Below are 18,313 nucleotides of genomic sequence, written 5' to 3'. Positions count from 1 at the left end.
CTGGAGTCCACGCTGGCCTCGGAGTGGAGTCTCGAATCGGGGAGCTTACGCCTCTCCGCGGTGGTTCATCAGGCAGCGGGGAGACTCGAACCGGGCGGAGAGCACCGTAGCTGGCTCATGTGCGCGCTGGAAGTCCTCGGGGCGGGGCCGGGGACGGCCTCTGGCGGCAGGTTGAGTCCTGTGCCCAGGACGAGTGCCCACCCGCAGGGTGATGCTCAGCGGTGCAGCCGCTGGTCCACCCAGGCGTCTTCGAGGTCCTCATCGGAGAGCTTGCCGGTCTTGATCCGCGCTCGGCGCTTGGCCTCGCGGATCCTGTCCTGGGCAGGGGCCGAGGAGGCCGCGTGCACCGGAGCCCCGTCTTGGCCTGCGGCATGGTGTGGCTCTCCCGAGATCAGCGCCTCGGCCTGCTCGTAGTCCCGGTTGCGGGCATGGATCCGGGCCGCGTAGCCCCAGCCGATGAAGCCGAGCAGCCCGAAGGTGATCCACTGCATCGAGTACGACAGGTGTGGGCCCTCATCCTGGGAGGGCCGGATGAGCTGCCGGGGCGCGATCTCCGGCGCCGGAGATTCCTCGGCCATGAGCCCATAGCCACCGGTCAGCAGGTCGTAGCCGAGCTGGTCCTGGTACTCGATGAGGTCGATCGAGGCCAGCTGACCCTCGGGTGCGCCGCGGTTGATCTCCGGCTCGGCGGGCCGGATCCGGGCCACCAGGTCCACCTCGCCCTCGGGCGGAGCCGGGTTCAGCGCGGGCTGGGATCCGTCGGTGCTGTCGGTGGGAAGCCAGCCGCGGTCGATGACCACCACGTCCTCGGTGCCTGTCACCGCGAAGGGGACCACCGACTCGTAGCCCACCGAGCCGCTGTGTCCACGGTTGCGGACCAGCCGGGAATCCTGGGTCAGGTACTCGCCGCTGAGCTCCACGACGGTCCACTCATCCTGCTCATCGGCGGCCTCGAAGAGCTCCCGGGCCTCGGCGTAGGGGATCGGGTCCTGGTCGTAGTTCTCCACGATCCGGTTGATCTCCTCCAGCGCGACCTCGCGGCGGTCGATCTGCCACTGACCCAGGAACACGCAGGCCACCGCGAAGAGCACGCAGATGCCCAGCCAGCCCAGCCAGGTGGGGGTCAGCAGGAACCGGTAGCGCCTCACGGGTCCGCCTGCTGCGGCTCATCGGAGGTGCCGCCGGGGCCGGAAGGGCCGGCGTCGAGCGGTTCGGTGCTGCGCCAGAACAGCCGCTGAGTCAGGTAGTTCTCCAGCCAGGGCCGGTGCTCCTCGCAGGCCAGCCAGATCTTGCGCCGTTCGGGCGTATGGACCTTCGGGTTGTTCCACAGCACCTGCCAGGTCGCGTCGAGCCGACAGTCCTTGCGCGAGCACTGTGGAGTCTGCGGTCCGGGCTGCGCGCCGGCGCCGCCCAGAGTGTTCAAGAGGTCCATCAGCGGTGCATGTCCTGATCATCGAGGGGCTGGTTCGATCCGTCCTGCGGCTGCGGCTGCGGCTGGGCGTCGTCGCTGGTCGCCGGATCCGCATCGGTCGGGTCCTCGGGACCTACCAGCTCGCCGGGGATCACCTCGGACTCGGAGACCCCGTTGGAGAAGCCATTCTCGGAGTCAGATTCTTCCTCTTCCTCCTCCCACCACTGCTGGTCAGCGTCTGGCTCGCCCTGTTCATGGGCGGTGGCCAGCATCGCGGGGGTGTCCAGGTCCTCGGACTCCCGACGCCCCATGTAGCGGTCGGCACCGACATTGGCGGTGGTGACTGCGACATAGGGCAGGATCACCGCGGCGGCCAGCAGCACCCAGGTCATCCAGTTCTGCAGGATCACCGCAAGGATGAAACACACCATACGGATGCCCATAGACACCGCATAGCGCACCATCCTTGAGTGCTGCTCGTCACTGTGCTTCTGAGGAGCATCAGTGATCGAGTGGACCTGGTCGCTCACCGGTCCATTCTAGGGTGCCAACCTGGTGCCCGACGGCGATGTGACGCGACGGTCACATAGCCGCTGGCATAGGCTGGGCCGAGAAGCCCTACCGGGCCGTGGGCGGGACCTCACGAGGGTGCGCCGGATCGGCCGCAGAGACGTAACAAGGAGACTCATGACCGCACGCAGCGTACTGATCACCGGTGGAAATCGCGGCATCGGCCGCGCCATCGCCGAGGCGTTCATCGCCAACGGGGACAAGGTCGCCGTCACCACGCGCAACGGAGACGCCCCTGAAGGTGCGCTCGGCGTCGCCGCCGACGTCACCGACGCGGCCTCGGTGGACGCCGCCTTCACCGAGGTCGAGCAGGCCCACGGGCCGGTGGAGATCCTGGTCGCCAACGCCGGGATCACCCGCGACACCCTGCTGATGCGGATGAGCGAGGAGGACTTCACCGATGTGCTCGACACCAACCTCACCGGAGCCTTCCGGGTGCTCAAGCGCGCCTCCAAGGGCATGATCCGGATGAAGAAGGGCCGGGTCGTGCTGATCTCCTCGGTGGTCGGGCTCTACGGCTCTCCGGGACAGATCAACTATGCCTCCTCGAAGTCTGGTCTGATCGGCATGGCCCGCTCACTGACCCGAGAGCTCGGCAGCCGCGGGATCACCGCCAATGTCGTCGCCCCGGGGTTCGTACGCTCCGATATGACCGACGAGCTGGATGACGCCACCCAGGCCAAATACCTGCAGAACATCCCCGCAGGACGCTTCGCAGAGCCCACCGAGGTGGCCTCGGTGGTGCGCTGGCTCGCCTCCGCAGAGGCCGGCTACATCTCCGGCGCCGTCATCCCGGTCGACGGCGGCCTGGGCATGGGCCACTGAGCCCGACCATCGCGCGGGCCGTCGCGGCGCGCACCCCAGCAAACATCACGTACCAGCAGAACCGAGGACACAGTCATGACAGAGCAGGATCTCGCCGGCATCGGCGCCATCATCACCGGTTCATCGCGCGGCATCGGTGCCGCCACCGCGGCCCTGGTCGGGGCTCGCGGCGCCGGCGTCGTGGTCAACTACCGGCAGAAGGCCCCCCGCGCCAAGAAGGTCGTCGCGGGGATCGAGGAATCCGGTGGACGCGCGGTGGCCGTGGGCGCCGACCTTACCGAGGCCGCCGGGGCCCAGGCGCTGGTGGACGCGGCGGTGGAGAACTTCGGTGCACTGAACCTGCTGGTGCTCAACGCCTCCGGCGGCATGGAATCCGGCCGAGGTGAGGACTACGCGCTGAAGCTCAACCGCGACGCTCAGGTGCAGATGGTGCGCACCGCGATCGAGGTGATGCCGGCAGGCTCCCAGATCGTCTTCGTGACCAGCCACCAGGCGCATTTCATCAAGCAGACCGCCACGATGGACGCCTATGAGCCGGTGGCGCGTTCCAAGCGGGCGGGAGAGGACGCGCTGCTGGAGCTGATCCCTGAGCTCGACGCCAAGGACATCACGCTGAGCATCGTCTCCGGAGACATGATCGAGGGCACCATCACCGCGACCCTGCTCGAGCGTGCCGAGCCCGGCGCCCTGGAAACCCGCCGCGAGGCCGCCGGACGGCTCTACAGCGTGGAGGAGTTCGCGGTGGAGATCGCGGCGCTCATCGGGCGCAAGGACCTCGCGCAGGGGCACACCGAACTGGTCGGCGGTGCGGAGGACTTCCTGGCGGCCAACGGCTGAACACTGCGCGGGCTGAACGGCCCGGGCGACGAGCGGTCACGGCCCCAGCAGCAGCGCGGCGGTGGGCACCAGGATCAGTGCCGCCACGATTCCCACGATGCCGCCCAGCGCGGCCCGGCCCAGCGGCTCGGGCGGGACCAGCAGCCTGCGCAGCCGCGCCGTGGTGATCAGCTCGGACTGTTCCTGCACGGCGGGATCCCCGGTGAACGTCTCATCGACCGTCGCCTCGCGGCGCACGTCGCGGTGTTCCAGTCCGGAGGAGCTCAGGGCCAGGGCGCGCACCAGGTCCTCACGTCGATGGGCGCGCAGGGCGCCGTCGTCGGCCAGCATCTCGGTGAGCTCGGTGACCGCGGCACGCCCGTGCCGAGTGGTCGGCAGCCAGGGCAGCGCGCGGTACCAGGCCTCGAACGCCATGGTCAGGAAGTGATGTCGCTGCTGCAGATGCGTCTGCTCGTGCGCGACGACGGCGGCGAGCTCGCCCTCGGAGAGCTGATCCAGCAGGCCCCGGGAGAGCACCGTGACCGAGCCGGAGTTGGTCCGGCCGGGCAGGCAGTAGGCCAGCGGCGCGTCATGTTCCAGGACGTGGGCGTGGAGCAGCTCCGGAGAGAGGTTCAGGTGCCGTCCCAGGGTGGCCGCCTGGTCGCCCTGGACCGGAGTCGAGAGCAGCCGGACCACATCGCGGTGCCGCCGGCGCTGGCCCAGGACCCGCACGTAGGTCAGCAGCAGCGTGGCCAGCAGGTGGCATCCCAGCAGCACTCCCAGGCACAGCGCGAAGATATGACCGGCGTGCACGTCGAGCTCGGTCAGCGCGGCGAAGTCGGCCGCGGCCGAGAGGCGCAGCACGTGCAAGGCCGCGCCCGGCACCGACTCTCCGAAGGGGCCCAGGCCGTAGACGATCGGGGCGCCCACCATGGAGAGCCCGCCGGCCAGGGCGATGGCCTGCCACAGCAGCATCGCCGCCCAGGGGGAGCGGGCGCGGAACTTCGCCTGGCTGAGCACCCGGGGCACCGGGACCGCCAGGGCGAGGGCCAGCGCGGCGAGGCAGACGGCGAGAAAGGTCACCGGCTCAGTTTAGTCTGCGAGGCGTCGGGCCTTCGGACGGTGCATGCGCATCGGGCGCGGGGATCCTCCGCCGTCGCGGCTATTTCTGCAGCAGCCGGCGCAGCGCCGCGGCCTCGGAGTCGGGGATGCCCCCGATGAACCGGGCGAGCACTGCCTCGCGGTCTCCCGCAGTGCCCAGCACCTCGTTGAGCATCTCCACGGTGTGCTCCTCACGGGAGGCCACGGCCGTGTAGCGGTGCGGGCGGGTGGAGCGTTCACGCCGGACCATGTCCTTGCGCTCCAGGCGGGAGAGCACGGTCAGCACCGTGGTCACGGCCAGGTCCTCGCCGAGCCGGTCGCGCACATCATTGGCGCTGAGCGACTCGCCGCCGTCCCAGAGCAGGCTCATGACTGAGCGCTCGAGTCCTCCGAGAGTGGCCATCTGCAGGTGCTCCTTATCGCGGTGACACGTCGACAATCCTGGTGAGAGCGGGAACCAAAGCGTCTTCTCAGTCAGGTGATGTCAACAGGATACTCCTGCGGACCGTCGATTTCTACACGCTGTAGTAATGGTGTGTCATGTGGCCGCGACCGCCGCGGCGGCAAGAGCCTCGGGGCTGGGCGCGACCGCGTCCACTCCGCGTTCCAGTGGGATCCCAGACCCGTCGCGGCGCACCATCTCGGAGGGAAGATTCCGTGCGACGCCGTTGCGCGCGGCCCCCAGGGCCGGCCCGAACCCGGCCCAGCCCAGCTTCAGATGGTCTTCTCCGCGCATGAACCGGTGAGCCCGCACCCCGGCGGTGCCGCGACCCTTGGCGGGGAACTCGGCGAAGTCGGTGAGCTTGATGCTGCCGGCCTCGAAGCCCTCCAGCGGGGTGTCCCCGGCGGCGAGGGTCACCACCAGCGCCGAGGTGCTTCCCTCGGCGTCCTCCGGTGCTCCAGCGGCGGGGACCACCGAGAAGCCGATCACAGTGTCCTCAGGAGCCAGCTTGATCCCGAGCATCCCGGACGCGGTGCGCCCCTGGGCCCGGACCAGCGCGGCCTCGAAGCGCAGCAGCTGCGCGCCGGCGGTGATGAAGCAGAGCTGGTCGGCGTCGTCGGCGGCCACGGCGGCCCCGATGACCCGGTCCTGGGCGCGGCCCTCACCCTTGAGCGAGATCACCTCCCAGTCGTCGCGGTTCAACGGATAGTCCGGGTTCACCCGTTTGACCCGGCCCTGCGCGGTGCCCAGGGCGATCACCGCATCCAGGGGCACGAACGCCAGGAGCTCCTCGGCCTTCTCCAGGTGCAGGAACTCCTTGGCCTTCACGCCCTGGTTGAGATTGACCATCCCGGAGGACATCTCCACGGCGGGCATGTCCACCACGGGGACCCGGATCATCCGCCCGGCCGTGGTGACCGCGCCGATTTCGCCGCGAGCGCTGGTGGGCACCACGGAGGTCAGCGCATCATGGCGGGCGCGCCGGGTGGGGTGGACCACGCTGGAGCGGTTGGTGGTCCGAGCCAGCTGACCCGAGCTGGAGAGCACCGCCCAGCAGGGCGCGTCGGGGATCTGCAGGCTGGACCCGGCGGCGGGTGCGGCGGGGTCTGGCTGCACGGCCACCGCCGGTGCGGCCTCGGCGTCGAGCAGCTCGGTGCGCCGGTCATCGCCGTACTTCGCGGCCACCTCATCGAGCTCCGCGGCGACCAGGCCGCGCAGCCGGTCTTCCGAGCCGAGGATCGCCTCGAGCTCGGCGATCTCCGCCTCCAGGCGCTCCTTCTCCTGCTCCAGCTCCAGGGCGGAGTAGCGGGTGAGCTGGCGCAGGCGCAGCTCGAGGATGTGATCGGCCTGGGCCTGGCTCAGGTCGAAGATCGTCATCAGTCGGGCCCGGGCAGCCGCGGTGTCCTCGGCGGCGCGGATGATCTGGATCACCTCGTCGATGTCGAGGATCGCGATGAGCAGCCCCTCGACCAGGTGCAGCCGGGCCTGGCGCTTGCGCAGCCGGTAGGCGCTGCGCCGGCGCACCACGTCGAGCCGGTGGTCGACATAGACCTGCAGCATCTCCAGCAGGCCCAAGGTGCGCGGCTGCCCGTTGACCAGCGCGACATTGTTGATCCCGAAGGAGTCCTCCAGCGGGGTGTACCGGTAGAGCTGGCCGAGCACCGCCTGCGGGTTGAAGCCCGCCTTGAGCTCGATGATCATCCGCAGCCCGTGCTTGCGGTCGGTGAGATCCAGGACGTCAGAGATGCCGGTGAGCTTCTTGGCCTGAACCGCGTCCTTGATCTTCTCGATGACCTTCTCCGGGCCGACCATATAGGGCAGCTGGGTCACCACGATCCCGGTCTTGCGGGCCGAGACCTGCTCGATGGAGACCTTCGCCCGGGTCTTGAAGGTGCCGCGGCCGGTGCGGTAGGCATCCCTGATCCCCTCGAGTCCCACGATCCGCCCGCCGGAGGGCAGGTCGGGGCCGGGGATGTGATGGATCAGGTCCTCGAGGGTGGACTCCGGGTGCAGGATCAGGTGCTTGGCCCCATTGATCACCTCGCGCATGTTGTGCGGCGGCATGTTCGTGGCCATGCCCACCGCGATGCCGGAGGCCCCGTTGACCAACAGGTTGGGGAAGGCGCTGGGCAGCACGCCGGGCTGGGTGAGCTGGTTGTCGTAGTTGGGCTCGAAGTCCACGACGTCCTCGTCGAGGTCCGCGGTCATCGACAGCGCCGGGGCGGTCATCCGGGCCTCGGTGTAGCGCGGGGCGGCGGGCCCGTCGTCGAGCGAGCCGAAGTTGCCGTGCCCGTCCACCAGCGGCAGACGCAGCGCGAAGGGCTGGGCCATGCGCACCAGCGCGTCATAGATCGCGGCGTCGCCGTGCGGGTGCAGCTTGCCCATCACCTCGCCGACCACCCGCGCCGACTTCACATGGCCCTTCTCCGGGCGCAGGCCCATATCGGACATCATGTAGAGGATCCGGCGCTGCACCGGCTTCAGACCGTCCCGGGCGTCCGGCAGGGCGCGCGAATAGATCACCGAATACGCGTACTCCAGGAAGGAGGTCTCCATCTCCGCGGAGACGTCGATGTCGATGATGTTCTGCTCCGGGGTGACCGGGGGGTTCTCGGCGCTCTTGGAACGGCGGGCCATAGCGAGGGTGCTGGTCCTGTATCTCTCGGTGATCAGGTGCAGCTCGGAGGGTGGGTATCCATCTCCGGGCGAGGGTGGTTAGTCTTGATCCTATGGGTGAGACACCCCGAACCGGCGGATATCCGGCCCACTGGGAAGCTGATGTCGTGCTGCGCGATGGGGCCGCAGCCCATCTGCGCCCGATCAACCCGGAGGACGCGGAGCGGCTGCAGCGCCTGCATTCCTCCCAGTCAGAGTCCTCGATCTACCTGCGATATTTCACGTTCAAGTCTGCGCTGACCGAGAAGGAGCTCGCCCGGTTCACCCGCGTGGACCACGTCGACCGGGTGGCGATGGTGATCCTGCTCGACGATGAGATCATCGGGGTGGGCGGCTATGACCGGATCGATGGCACCGGGGAGGCCGAGGTCTCGTTCAACATCTCCGACCGCCACCAGGGCCGCGGACTCGGCTCGATCCTGCTGGAGCATCTGGCCGCAGCCGGACGCGAGCGCGGACTCGAGCGGTTCTCCGCCGAGGTGCTGCCGGAGAACCGCAAGATGCTCGGGGTCTTCTCCGAGGCCGGCTACGAGACCCAGCGCAGCTCGAGGACGGCGTGGTGATGGTGGAGTTCCCCATCGACCCCACCGAGCGCTCCCGGGCGGTGATGGAGGCTCGCGAGCACCGCGCCGAGTCCCGCAGCATCGCCGAGCTGCTCGCGCCGGAACAGGTCGCAGTGATCGGGGCCTCGCGCGAATACGGCTCGGTGGGCTACCACCTGGTGCAGAACCTGATCGAGGGCCACTTCACCGGGGGAGTGCACTCGGTGAATCCGGAGGCCTTCGAGGTCGGCGGGGTGGAGGCCTATGCCTCGCTGGCACACATCAAGCAGGTGGTGGACCTCGCCGTCGTCGCGGTGCCGCCCGAGCGCCTCAGCGAGGTGGTGGCGGACTGCGGACGCAACGGGGTCAAGGGGATCCTGGTGATCACCGCTCCTGATCTGGGCCGGGACTCCGAGGCGGCGGACCACCAGCGGCTGGATCAGCGGGAGCTGGTCCGCCTGGCCCGGCGCTGGGGGATGCGGGTGATCGGTCCGGCCTCGGTCGGGCTGCTCAACACCGACCCGGACGTCTCGTTGAACGCCTCCCTCTCGCCGACCATGCCGCTTCGCGGCGGGGTGGGACTGTTCAGCCAGTCCGCCTCGATCGGGGTCTCGCTCTTCGCCCAGGCCAACCGGCGCGAGCTGGGACTGTCCTCGGTGATCTCCGCGGGCAACCGCGCAGACCTCTCCGGCAATGACGCGATGCAGTACTTCGAGGACGACGACTCGACCCGCGCCGTCGGGGTCTATCTGGAGAGCTTCGGCAACCCGCGCAAGTTCTCCCGGATCGCGCGCCGGCTCTCGCGCACCAAGCCGGTGGTCGTGGCGAAGTCCGACGTGATGGGGCGCAGTCTGCCCCCCGGCCATGAGGTCCGCACCACCCGGGCGCCGATGGGCGCGGTGGACTCGATGTTGGAGCACTCCGGGGTGATCCAGGTGGGCAACCACGATTCGCTCATGGACGTGCTGCAGGTGCTCGCCACCCAGCCGCTGCCCGGCGGCGGGCGGGTCGGGATCCTCTCGAACTCGCCCTCGATGAGCCGGATCCTGGCGGACACCGCCGGCACCCTGGACCTCACCGCGACCCACGTCGTCGGGGATCTGGACCTCGATCTTCCGCGCGCCGAGGCCGACGCCGCGCTGGCCGGAGCGCTGCAGGAGCTGTTCACCGCCGAGGACGTCGACGCCGTGGCACTGTGCCTGCAGCCGGCGGTCACCGGGGAGCACTATGACCACAGCCGGCTGATCTCGCAGACCGCGCGCCAGCACACCAAGCCGATGGTCGCCTCCTGGATCGGGGTGCTCGACACCAGCGTGCCGCTGAACCACATCGGCAACGCGGCGCCGGTGATCGAGAAGGGGTCGCTGCAGCAGGGGTTCCCGGTGTTCTCCTCCCCGGAGCGCTCACTGACCGCGCTGGCGAAGATCGTGCGCTATCAGCGATGGCGCTCGCAGGGCATCGGGGAGCCCTATGTCCCGGCCGGCCTGGAGGGCACCACGGTCTCCCGGCGCGGCGACGAGCTGCTCGACGGCTGGCTCCAGGGCCTCGAGGGTGCGACGCTGCGCCAGCTCGAGCCCGAGCGCTGCGCCGAGCTGCTGGAGGTCTACGGGCTCTCGATGCTGCGCTCGGTGGCCTTCTCCACCGAGGACGAGGCGCTGGCCGCCGCACAGACGCTGGGCTATCCGGTGGCGGTGAAGTCCACGAACACCTATCTGCGCCACCGCCTGGACCTCGGCGGGGTGCAGCTGAACATCGAGGATCCCGAGGCGCTGCGCCGGGCGATCGGCGAGATGCGCCGGGCGCTGGCCGACTATGAGCCGGCGGGTCTGGAGCTGCAGTCCATGGCGCCGACCGGGCAGGGCTGCGTGATCCGCGCGATCGAAGACCCGCTGATGGGTCCGGTGGTCTCCTTCGGGCTCTCCGGGGACGCGGTGGAGCTGCTCGACGACTGGGCGCATGCGGTGCCGCCGCTGACCGACCAGGACGTGCGCGGGCTGCTGCGCCGGCCCCGCGCGGCGAAGCGGCTCTTCGGCTATAAGGGCGTGCCCGCGGTGGACATCGCGGCACTGGAGGACACGCTGCAGCGGGTGGCGACGCTGAAGGACAACCACCCGCAGGTGGCCTCCCTGGAGCTGACCCCGGTGCTGGCCTCCCCGGAGGGTGTGCAGGTGTTGCACGCCGCGATCGAGATCGCCAACCCGGAACAGCGCACCGACTCGGCCCGCCGGGCGATCAGTCGCTACTGACCCGCTCCTGCTGTGCCCAGGAGGGGCGGGTCAGCGGACGCTTCCGGTGGCTTGGATATGCTCGCGCAGCAGCGCCAGACCCTGGTCCAGGCTCACCCGCGGGGTCCAGTCCAGGGCACGCTGGGTCTTGCGCTGGTCGAACCAATGCGCGGTGGAGAGCTGCTCGGCGAGGAACTTCGTCATCGGGGGCTCGTCGGCGCGCGGGCCGGCGAGCTTCTCGCTGAGCGCCCAGACGCGTTCGACGACGGCGCCGAGGCCCTTGGCGAGCCCGGGGGACAGTCGCAGCCGGGGCGCGGGGGCCCCGCCGGCGGCGGCGATCCCGGTGATCAGCTCACCGATCGGGCGGGGTTCGCCATTGGTGAGCACCAGGCGCCTCCCGGCGATCTGCGGAAGCCGGCGCAGCCCGGCGACGAAGGCGTCCACGGCGTTGTCGATGTAGAGCGTATCCACCAGCGCGGCGCCGGAGCCCAGGATCGGCATCCGTCCGGAGCGGGCGCGGTCGATGATCCGGCTGGTGAGCTGCCCGTCCCCGGGGCCCCAGACCAGGTGCGGACGCAGGATCAGCACGTTGAGATCCGCCGCTCCGCGGGCCTCGACGAGGAGCTCGGCCTCGGCCTTGGTCTTGGCGTAGCTGCCGACGGCGTGCTGCGGATCTGCCGTCCCGGCGCCGACGCCGATGAGCGAGGCCCCGGCGTGGGCCACCGAGGGGGAGGAGACGTGGAGGAAATCGGTCACACCCGCCGCCGCTGCGGCGTCGAGCAGCCGCTGGGTGCCGCGCACATTGACCTCCAGGAAGTCCTCATGCCGGCCCGAGACCGAGACCTTCGCGGCCATATGGATCACCGCGTCCTGGTCCTTCACCGCCCGGGCCAGCGCTGCGGGGTCGCTGAGCGAGCCGCGCACCTCGTGCACGCCCTGCAGCCCGGAGGCGCCGCGCTGGAGCACCGTGACCTGGTAGCCCTGCTCCGCCAGCCGTTGTGCGACGCTGCCGCCCAGCAGCCCGGAGGCGCCGGTGACCAGCACCCGGGCGCGGGTTCGATCAACCGGCTCATGGGGCGCCCACCTTCTCGCCGGAGAGCACCTTCTCGGCCCAGGCGGCCAGTCGGGTGCGGTCGATCTTGGAGTTGTGCCGCACGTCGGTGGGCAGCTCCTCGAGCACCAGCACAGCAGAGACCGGGACCTCGCCGGCGGCCTCACGGACCCGGGAGGCGAAGCTGGTCTCGGCCACCGGGGAGCGCCCGGTGCGCAGGCTGCGATCCGGGGCCGGTTCCACGATCACCACCACGGCCTGGGTGCCCTGGGGCCCCACCGGCACCGCGGCGCTGCGGGCCACCTCTTCGAGCGCATCCACCGGTGTCTCCACGGCGCCCGGGCCCATCGGCCCGGCGGGTGTGCTCAGCACATGCTGCAGCCGACCCTCGATCCAGAGCCGGTTCTCGGCGTCGAAGTGTCCGATGTCATTGGTCCGGTGCCAGATCAGCCCGTCAAGGGTGTCCCGGCGGGAGGTCCGCTCGGTCTGCCAGAGCCGGTCATATCCGGCCTTCAGGTGCGCCGCGGAGACCACGATCTCGCCCAGCACACCGACCGCCTCGGCGGGTTCGCGCAGCTCCTCTGCGGGCCGTCCCAGCCCGTCCAGCGGGGCCAGTGCGAAGCGGACGCCCGCGACCGCGGTGCCCACGCAGACCCCGGACTGGCCGGTGGCGACCGCCTCGATCACCTGGCGGCGCTCGATGTCGGCCTGCAGCAGGCCCTCGGTCATGCCATAGGGGGTGTGGATCTGCGCACCCGGGAAGATCTCCTGGACCGCGTCCAGCAGGTCCGGGTGCACCGGGGCTCCGGCGGAGAGCACCAGCGTGATCTCGGAGAGTCCCCGGCGCTGCAGCTCGCTCAGCTCGCCCGTGGTGGCCACGACATTGCGCAGCGCGGCCGGGGAGCCGAAGAACATGGTGGCGCTGCCAGCCAGCGCGGCATCGGCCACGGCCGCGGCGGTGAGCGTGGCCGGACGGGTCACCGACATGTCAGGGGTCACCGAGGTGGCGCCGATGGCCGGTCCCAGCAGCGCGAAGGGCGCGAAGCCGGCGATCAGCGAGGCGCCGGGGCGAATCTCGAGGTGCTCCACCAGCAGCGCCACCAGGGCGCCGAGCCGTCCGTGGGTGTACATGACGCCCTTGGCCGGTCCGGTGGAGCCGGAGGTGAACAGGATCGCCGCGGGGTCCTCCGCGCCGGGTGTCGCCACCTGGTCCGGAGAGGCACCCTCGTGGCGGCTCAGCAGCGATTCCACCGAGGCGACGGTGCCCAGCAGCCGGGCCTGGCGCGCCGAGAGCGCCTGGGCGCTGATCCGTCTGCCGGGCCAGCCGAGGCTGCGCGCCAGGGTGAGCCCGGGCAGGGCACCGATGACCCAGTCGGGCCGGGCGGCGCGCACGGCGCGGGGTCATCCCGCGCACCCCCCAGCCCGGCGCGGCGACCACGGCCACCGCACCCAGGCGCAGGCAGGCGTAGAGAATCACGGTCGAGCGAGGCGCCGGCTGGACCAGCAGCGAGACCCGGTCACCGGGGCGGACCCCGGGTGTAGGTCAGACCCACGGCCAGCGCGTCGACCTGGGCGGAGAGCTCTTCCCAGCTCAGCGCCCGGTCTCCGGTGCCGGCGTCCTCGGCGTTGCTCCAGGCCTCGGGCTCGGCGGTCATGTCGACGACGGCGGGGCTGGCCCGCCGCTCCGAGCCGGCGAGTGTGCTCAGCTGCTCATGCATGCCGAGCACCCTGCCCGCCGGGGCGGGGGATTCCAACGCCGCCCGCGAGGCGCCGGCGCCGAAGTGGTCATCGAGCCAGGTGAAGATCGGGGCACTGAGGTCTCGGTCTTCGGCGAGCATGTGTCCGGCACCTTCGAATCGGTGCAGATCCGCGTGCGGCACCCGGGACTGCAGATCCGCCAGGTAGCGGTCCTGGAAGACCGGGTCCTTGGGTCCCCAGAGCAGCAGCAGCGGCTTGTCCCAGGAGCACAGGCCCGAGGAGACCTCGGTCAGCGCGGCACGGGAGACGTGGGTGGCCTCGGCCGGGATGTCGGCGACGAACCCGCCGATCCCGCCTCGTCCCAGCCGTGAGGTGTAGGGCGCCCGATAGGCCTCGCGGACCGCCTCGGGCAGCGGATCCTCGGTGAGGCCCAGCGTCACCTTCAGGAAGGCCTCGCTGGCGATGGTCGCGGCGGGCAGCACGGCCGGGGCCATCGCGGCGCGCAGCGCGGCGGGGACCTGGTCCTGCGTCGGGTGGTCCACCGCGGTGTTCAGCGAGATCGCCGCATCGACCCGGCCGGCGTGGCGCACCGCCCAGCCCAGCGAGATGATCCCGCCCCAGTCGTGGCCCAGGGTGACCAGCCGGGAGCCGGTGTCCACATCCAGGGCGTCCATGAGCGCGTCGAGATCGCCCAGGCGCTGCGGGAGCCGTCGGTAGCTGGGCGCCTCGGCGGCGGGCGGCACCGGATGGGCCAGCCGGTCCGAGAAGCCCATGTCCAGCTGGTCCGGGGCGATCACCCGCCAGGCGTCGCCGCTGCGGGCGCGTTCCAGCGATCCTGCGATCACGTGGCGCCACAGGTAGGACCAGGTGGGGTTGCCGTGGACCGCCAGGATCGTGCCGGTGGGGGTGATCCCGCGGGCCTCGAGCACCGGTCCGGTGTCCAGCACGTGGAAGCTCCGCGCGCCGTCTTCGGTCTTGGCCGTGACCAGCCGGGACCAGGCCGGGTCCAGGCCGGGGAAGCTGGTGCCGGGGGCGTGGTCGGCGGGCAGCCGCGCGCCGGCAGCCGGGATCGCCGTGAAGCGCCCGGAAAGGTCTCTCAGGCTCACCATTCGATCTCCAGCATCGCGGTGTTGAGCCCGGAGCCGACGCCTATGCACAGCACCCGGTCGCCGGGCTGCAGCCGATCGGCCTCCCTCGAGAGGGTGATCGGCAGCGAGGCGGGTCCGACGTTGCCCAGCTCCGGGAAGGTGACCGGGACGCGCTTCTTGTCCAGCTTGGCGGCCTTCACGATCGAGGAGGTGTGCAGCTGGGACACCTGGTGGGTCACGTAGGTGTCCATCGAGTCCCAGTCGAAGTGCTCGCGGGCATCTTCAAGGGCGTTCATGACCAGTTCGATGCCACCGTCGAGCAGACCGCGGGCATCGGTGTACATGCCGTTGTGGTCGCCCACGCAGAGTCCGTGGTGCTGGGTCGCGGCCCGGGTGACGCCGCCGATGATCCGGTGGCCCTCGGGGTGCAGGTCCGCCGGTCCGATCACCGCCGCGGCGGCGCCGCAGCCCAGGGTGAGCGAGGCGAACTCCGCCATGAACTCCTCCCGGGAGGCCATCTTCTCAAGCGAGTTGATCCGGTTGATGGTGGCTTCCTGGACCTTCCGCGTGTCCTCACCGTTGACGATCAGGACGTACTTGGCCTGACCGGCGTCGATCATGGAGCTCGCGAGCGTGATCGCGTTCACGAAGCCCAGGCAGGCGTTGGTGATGTCGAAGTTCATCGCCGAGGTGGGCAGTCCGAGGTCATGGTGGATCCCCACCGCCACCGAGGGCTCCAGGTGCTCACGGGACACCGAGGTGTTGATCATCATCGAGACGTCCTCCGGCGCGATCCCGGCTGCGGCCAGCGCCCGGCGACCGGCCTCCGCGGTCCCGGCACGAACGTCACCTGGCCCTGACCAGTGGCGGCGAGTCTTGACCCCCGCGACCCGTTGGAGCAGCCCGGTGGGCAGCTTGAGTCGTTTGAGCGCATCCGCCAGACGCCGGTCAAGGTCCTTCGATGTGAGGACCTCCGGGGCCTGTACCTCCTTCACGGAGAGGAGGGCGGCGTTGCGGTGATGAAAGGTAGCGTTTCCTGGCACCGGTCTAGTATCCCGTATGTGACGCGCACCGGCGAATCCCGCTACCGGATAGCATGAGTTCCATGACGTTCAGCCAGCACGGGTCCGGGGAGCACCACCGAAGCGCCGCCTCCACCTCCAGTCTCAAGGAAGCAGTCGAGCGGGGAGGCTTTTATCCATCTCTGGTGCTGCACACGCTCAGCGAGGCGCTCGACGAGCGTGAAGCCAGCCATCAGATCGTGCATGTGGACACCCATTTCGACATGGAGGAGGTCCATCGTCACATCACGGTGCTGGCGCTGGCCGAGGACATCATCGTCGTCGCGCACCTCGATGACCATGATCTGGAGGCCGACGACGGCCCCGCCTTCGGCCACGGCGACTCGCCTCATCCGCGACGAGCTGACACTGTGGCCCGGATCTCCACCGAGGTGGTCCCGGTCAGCCGGGTCCGCTCGCTGATTCTCTCCGAGGTCCACCGCAGCCCGGAGAACTTCACCCCGGATCGGTCGCTCGCCGAGGTCTCGCTGAACCTGACCTGGACCGGGGGAGCCCGGTTCGACACCTATCCGGCCGAGTGCGGAAACCCGGAGTGCGTGGCCGACCACGGGGACACCGGAAACTGGGTGCCCGAGGACATCGCGCTGCGGATCGCGGCCACCGCGGAGGGTGACACCGCCGTGGACGAGGCCCGCGGGTTCGTCCGGGCGCTGCGCCGAGCCTGCATCACGCACGCCCGCTGAGGCGCCCTCCGCGATGACCTCGAAGCCTCGCCCGCTGCCGGACGCCCCGGACTACGACGGCGCACACCTGCGCCATGTGATGACCTCAGCCGCCGCCTCGTTGGGCCTCTCGGGATTCCAGAACCGGCTGGGCCTGCCCGAGGCCTCAGCCACGGTGGTGCTGATGGTCGATGGTCTCGGCGACGCGCTGCTCGCCCGCTATTCCGGGCACGCCCGCTTCCTCGCCGCCGCCTGGCGCAGCTCCAGCGCGGAGATCCTCGACGTCGGGGTGCCCACGACGACGGCGGCCTCCCTGGCCTCCCTGGGGACCGGCACCACGCCGGGGCAGCACGGGCTGGTCGGCTACGACGTCCTCGCGCCGGAGCTGGATCGCACGGTCAACATGCTCGGAGGCTGGGACGCTGAGATCGACCCGGTGCAGTGGCAGCGGCACCCCTCGGTGCTGCTCCGGGCCCACGCGGCCGGGGCTGCCGTGCTGACCGCCTCACGGCCGAAGTTCGTGGACTCCGGACTCACCCAGGCGGTGCTGCGCGGCGGCGAGTTCCGCGGCGCCGCCCGGATGGACGCCCGCTTCAGCCTCACTGCGGAGTGGATCCAGCAGCAGCGCACCAGCAGCGGTGTGCGGCAGGGACCCGCCCCCCGTCAGCTGGTGTACCTCTACGTCGATGAGCTTGATAAGACCGGTCACCGCTACGGCGTGGACTCCGCGCAGTGGCTGCAGATGCTGGAGACGCTCGACGCCGAGGCGGAGCGCTTCACCGCCGGACTGCGCCGCCGCTACGGCGACCAGGTCTCGGTGGTGCTGACCGCAGACCACGGGATGATCGACATCGCGGCCGAGAACCGGCTCGACTTCTCCGGGCAGACGGCGCTGCTGGACGGGGTGCGCCATACCGGCGGCGAGCCGCGACTGGTGCAGCTCTATGCCGAACCCGGCACCGCGCCCGAGACCATCGCCGCAGCCTGGGACAGCGAGTATGGCGACCGCGCCTGGGTCCTGACCCGCGCGCAGGCCGTCGCTGCGGGCTGGTTCGGAGAGGTGGAGGACCGGGTCTCGGGGCGCATCGGCGACGTGCTGGTGGCCGCGCACAGCGATATCGCGCTCTACCACTGTGACCGGGTGGGCCAGGCGCCGATGGACATGGTGGGTCAGCACGGCTCGCTCACCGAGGCCGAACGTCGGGTGCCGCTGCTGCGTCTGGGGGCCTGAGGCCTCCTTGCTGCCCGACGTTGGCAGCGTCGGATCCCCCCGACCCATCAGGCTCACGTGCCGGGTCGGCTTCACCAAGGCGCTCCAGTGAGCCGAGATCAGAGCCCGGGGGAGGTCACCGGGACGAGACCTCGAGTCCGGCGCGCAGCTGGGAGGCCGCCCGGGCGGGACGAGCCAGCCGGCGCTCAGTCGTTCTTGGAGCCGAAGAGGATGTCGTCCCATTTCGGCATGCTCGCCCGCCGAGGGGGTGTGCGTTTCCGCGGCTTCTCCGCAGGATCCTCTGGCTCGGTCGGCTCGGTCGGCTCGGCGGCCTGATCGGCGGGCGCTGGCGCTTCACCTGCAGCAGACTCACCTGCCGAAGCCTCACCGGTGTCGGCGCTGCGGTCCTCAGGCTCACCCTCGTAGGCGAAGCCCCAGGCGTCGAGCCGGCCGTCGTTGGCACCGGTGTCGGAGGCGTTGGTGCCCTGCGGTGCGGCCGCCGCCGGGGCGTCCCCAGCGGACTCCTCGGACCCTTCGGCGGTCTCGTCGCCACGCGTCTCGGTCGCATCAACGTCGGTGCCTGTGGTCTCGGCGTCATCGGCCGCGGGGTGCTGCACCGGGCGCAGCCGTGGGATCGGAACCGTGGAGTGCTCCTCGTCCTCTGGCCCTGTCGGCGTGCTGCCCGGAACCGCAGGCGTAGCCGCGCTGTCACGGTCCTGTGGGTCTTGTTTGTTGAGCATCAGAGCGAGCCGATCATCGGCCTCGGCGTCGGCGCCCAGGCGCTGGCCGCGCCGGGCGCGCAGGACGTCGAGCAGGTCCTCATGCTCGTGGCCTTCACCGCGAGCCCCGGCACCACCACGAGCTCCGGAGCCACCGCGACGGGCGGCGTCGCCGCGAGCTCCTGCGTCACCCCG

General features: G+C 70.5%; 14 protein-coding genes and 2 pseudogenes. 5 read left to right on the top strand and 11 right to left on the bottom strand.

Going from position 1 to position 18,313, the window contains the following annotated elements:
* Positions 1-215: 215 nt before the first annotated feature.
* Genes BG28_RS09880 through BG28_RS14470 form a run of 3 tightly spaced genes read right to left on the bottom strand, consistent with a single transcriptional unit; the run spans position 216 to position 1,941 of the window.
* Positions 216-1,148 carry an SURF1 family protein gene (locus tag BG28_RS09880; protein ID WP_036476305.1) on the bottom strand — a complete coding sequence of 311 codons (933 nt, stop codon included), beginning with the start codon at positions 1,146-1,148 and terminating at the stop codon, positions 216-218.
* Positions 1,145-1,432 carry a hypothetical protein gene (locus BG28_RS09875; RefSeq protein WP_036476303.1) on the bottom strand — a complete coding sequence of 96 codons (288 nt, stop codon included), beginning with the start codon at positions 1,430-1,432 and terminating at the stop codon, positions 1,145-1,147. Before BG28_RS09875 ends, BG28_RS09880 begins: the two co-directional genes overlap by 4 nt.
* Positions 1,432-1,941, bottom strand: coding sequence for a DUF3099 domain-containing protein (locus tag BG28_RS14470; RefSeq protein ID WP_084479634.1), 510 nt, complete (start codon positions 1,939-1,941; stop codon positions 1,432-1,434). The genes BG28_RS09875 and BG28_RS14470 overlap by 1 nt, the downstream gene beginning before the upstream one ends.
* A 157-nt stretch (positions 1,942-2,098) precedes the next feature.
* Between BG28_RS14470 and BG28_RS09865 the strand changes: the two genes are divergently transcribed.
* Both BG28_RS09865 and BG28_RS09860 read left to right on the top strand, forming a co-directional pair.
* Positions 2,099-2,806 carry a beta-ketoacyl-ACP reductase gene (locus tag BG28_RS09865; RefSeq protein ID WP_036476302.1) on the top strand — a complete coding sequence of 236 codons (708 nt, stop codon included), beginning with the start codon at positions 2,099-2,101 and terminating at the stop codon, positions 2,804-2,806.
* A gap of 75 nt (positions 2,807-2,881) precedes the next feature.
* Positions 2,882-3,643 (top strand): SDR family oxidoreductase, encoded by a 762-nt coding sequence (locus BG28_RS09860; RefSeq protein ID WP_036476300.1) that lies wholly within the window; start codon positions 2,882-2,884, stop codon positions 3,641-3,643.
* 36 nt (positions 3,644-3,679) lie between these two features.
* Here BG28_RS09860 and BG28_RS09855 read toward each other — a convergent pair whose 3' ends face one another.
* The 3 genes from BG28_RS09855 to BG28_RS09845 all read right to left on the bottom strand — a co-directional run bounded on the left by BG28_RS09855 (position 3,680) and on the right by BG28_RS09845 (position 7,802).
* The gene (locus BG28_RS09855) at positions 3,680-4,705 is read right to left on the bottom strand and encodes a M56 family metallopeptidase (RefSeq protein WP_036476299.1); all 1,026 of its coding nucleotides are present in this window, start codon (positions 4,703-4,705) and stop codon (positions 3,680-3,682) included.
* A 79-nt stretch (positions 4,706-4,784) separates the two neighbouring features.
* Positions 4,785-5,126: a BlaI/MecI/CopY family transcriptional regulator gene (locus BG28_RS09850; protein WP_036476298.1), complete on the bottom strand. Its 342-nt coding sequence runs from the start codon at positions 5,124-5,126 to the stop codon at positions 4,785-4,787.
* 135 nt (positions 5,127-5,261) lie between these two features.
* Positions 5,262-7,802 carry a DNA topoisomerase (ATP-hydrolyzing) subunit A gene (locus tag BG28_RS09845; protein WP_036476297.1) on the bottom strand — a complete coding sequence of 847 codons (2,541 nt, stop codon included), beginning with the start codon at positions 7,800-7,802 and terminating at the stop codon, positions 5,262-5,264.
* Positions 7,803-7,894: 92 nt separating this feature from the next.
* On the opposite strand from BG28_RS09845, the pseudogene BG28_RS09840 reads away from it, so the two are divergent.
* Positions 7,895-10,629, top strand: a pseudogene (locus tag BG28_RS09840) (GNAT family N-acetyltransferase).
* Between the two features lie 30 nt (positions 10,630-10,659).
* On the opposite strand, the gene BG28_RS09835 reads toward BG28_RS09840, so the two are convergent.
* The 4 genes from BG28_RS09835 to BG28_RS09825 all read right to left on the bottom strand — a co-directional run bounded on the left by BG28_RS09835 (position 10,660) and on the right by BG28_RS09825 (position 15,488).
* On the bottom strand, positions 10,660-11,652 hold the full coding sequence (locus BG28_RS09835; protein WP_036476296.1) for an NAD(P)-dependent oxidoreductase: 993 nt from the start codon (positions 11,650-11,652) through the stop codon (positions 10,660-10,662).
* A 25-nt stretch (positions 11,653-11,677) separates the two neighbouring features.
* The gene (locus tag BG28_RS16815) at positions 11,678-13,051 is read right to left on the bottom strand and encodes an AMP-binding protein (protein ID WP_369797221.1); all 1,374 of its coding nucleotides are present in this window, start codon (positions 13,049-13,051) and stop codon (positions 11,678-11,680) included.
* A gap of 125 nt (positions 13,052-13,176) precedes the next feature.
* Positions 13,177-14,466, bottom strand: coding sequence for an alpha/beta hydrolase (locus BG28_RS16810; RefSeq protein ID WP_369797220.1), 1,290 nt, complete (start codon positions 14,464-14,466; stop codon positions 13,177-13,179).
* A complete protein-coding gene (locus BG28_RS09825) occupies positions 14,460-15,488 on the bottom strand; it encodes a 3-oxoacyl-ACP synthase III (protein ID WP_036476295.1) in 1,029 nt (342 codons plus the stop codon). The genes BG28_RS16810 and BG28_RS09825 overlap by 7 nt, the downstream gene beginning before the upstream one ends.
* A gap of 62 nt (positions 15,489-15,550) precedes the next feature.
* On the opposite strand from BG28_RS09825, the gene BG28_RS09820 reads away from it, so the two are divergent.
* Positions 15,551-16,210, top strand: a complete 660-nt coding sequence (locus tag BG28_RS09820; RefSeq protein ID WP_051501290.1) for a DUF5998 family protein — start codon at positions 15,551-15,553, stop codon at positions 16,208-16,210.
* A 13-nt stretch (positions 16,211-16,223) separates the two neighbouring features.
* A complete protein-coding gene (locus tag BG28_RS09815; protein ID WP_036476294.1) occupies positions 16,224-17,420 on the top strand; it encodes an alkaline phosphatase family protein in 1,197 nt (398 codons plus the stop codon).
* A 185-nt stretch (positions 17,421-17,605) separates the two neighbouring features.
* Here the strand turns inward: BG28_RS09815 and BG28_RS15680 are convergent.
* Positions 17,606-18,313: pseudogene (locus BG28_RS15680) on the bottom strand (hypothetical protein); the annotation flags it as partial.

The sequence above is a fragment of the Nesterenkonia sp. AN1 genome, assembly GCF_000582475.1.
Taxonomy (GTDB): Bacteria; Actinomycetota; Actinomycetes; order Actinomycetales; family Micrococcaceae; genus Nesterenkonia; species Nesterenkonia aurantiaca.
This window is presented reverse-complemented; position numbering and strand designations above follow the sequence as displayed.

What these genes read in the sequence shown, in the direction of transcription:
- BG28_RS09865 (WP_036476302.1), top strand. Translation starts at nt 2,099, where the DNA reads ATGACCGCACGCAGCGTACTGATCACCGGTGGAAATCGCGGCATCGGC.
- BG28_RS09850 (WP_036476298.1), bottom strand. Translation starts at nt 5,126, where the DNA reads ATGGCCACTCTCGGAGGACTCGAGCGCTCAGTCATGAGCCTGCTCTGG.
- BG28_RS09860 (WP_036476300.1), top strand. Translation starts at nt 2,882, where the DNA reads ATGACAGAGCAGGATCTCGCCGGCATCGGCGCCATCATCACCGGTTCA.
- BG28_RS09875 (WP_036476303.1), bottom strand. Translation starts at nt 1,432, where the DNA reads ATGGACCTCTTGAACACTCTGGGCGGCGCCGGCGCGCAGCCCGGACCG.
- BG28_RS09845 (WP_036476297.1), bottom strand. Translation starts at nt 7,802, where the DNA reads ATGGCCCGCCGTTCCAAGAGCGCCGAGAACCCCCCGGTCACCCCGGAG.
- BG28_RS09820 (WP_051501290.1), top strand. Translation starts at nt 15,551, where the DNA reads ATGACGTTCAGCCAGCACGGGTCCGGGGAGCACCACCGAAGCGCCGCC.
- BG28_RS09815 (WP_036476294.1), top strand. Translation starts at nt 16,224, where the DNA reads ATGACCTCGAAGCCTCGCCCGCTGCCGGACGCCCCGGACTACGACGGC.
- BG28_RS16810 (WP_369797220.1), bottom strand. Translation starts at nt 14,466, where the DNA reads ATGGTGAGCCTGAGAGACCTTTCCGGGCGCTTCACGGCGATCCCGGCT.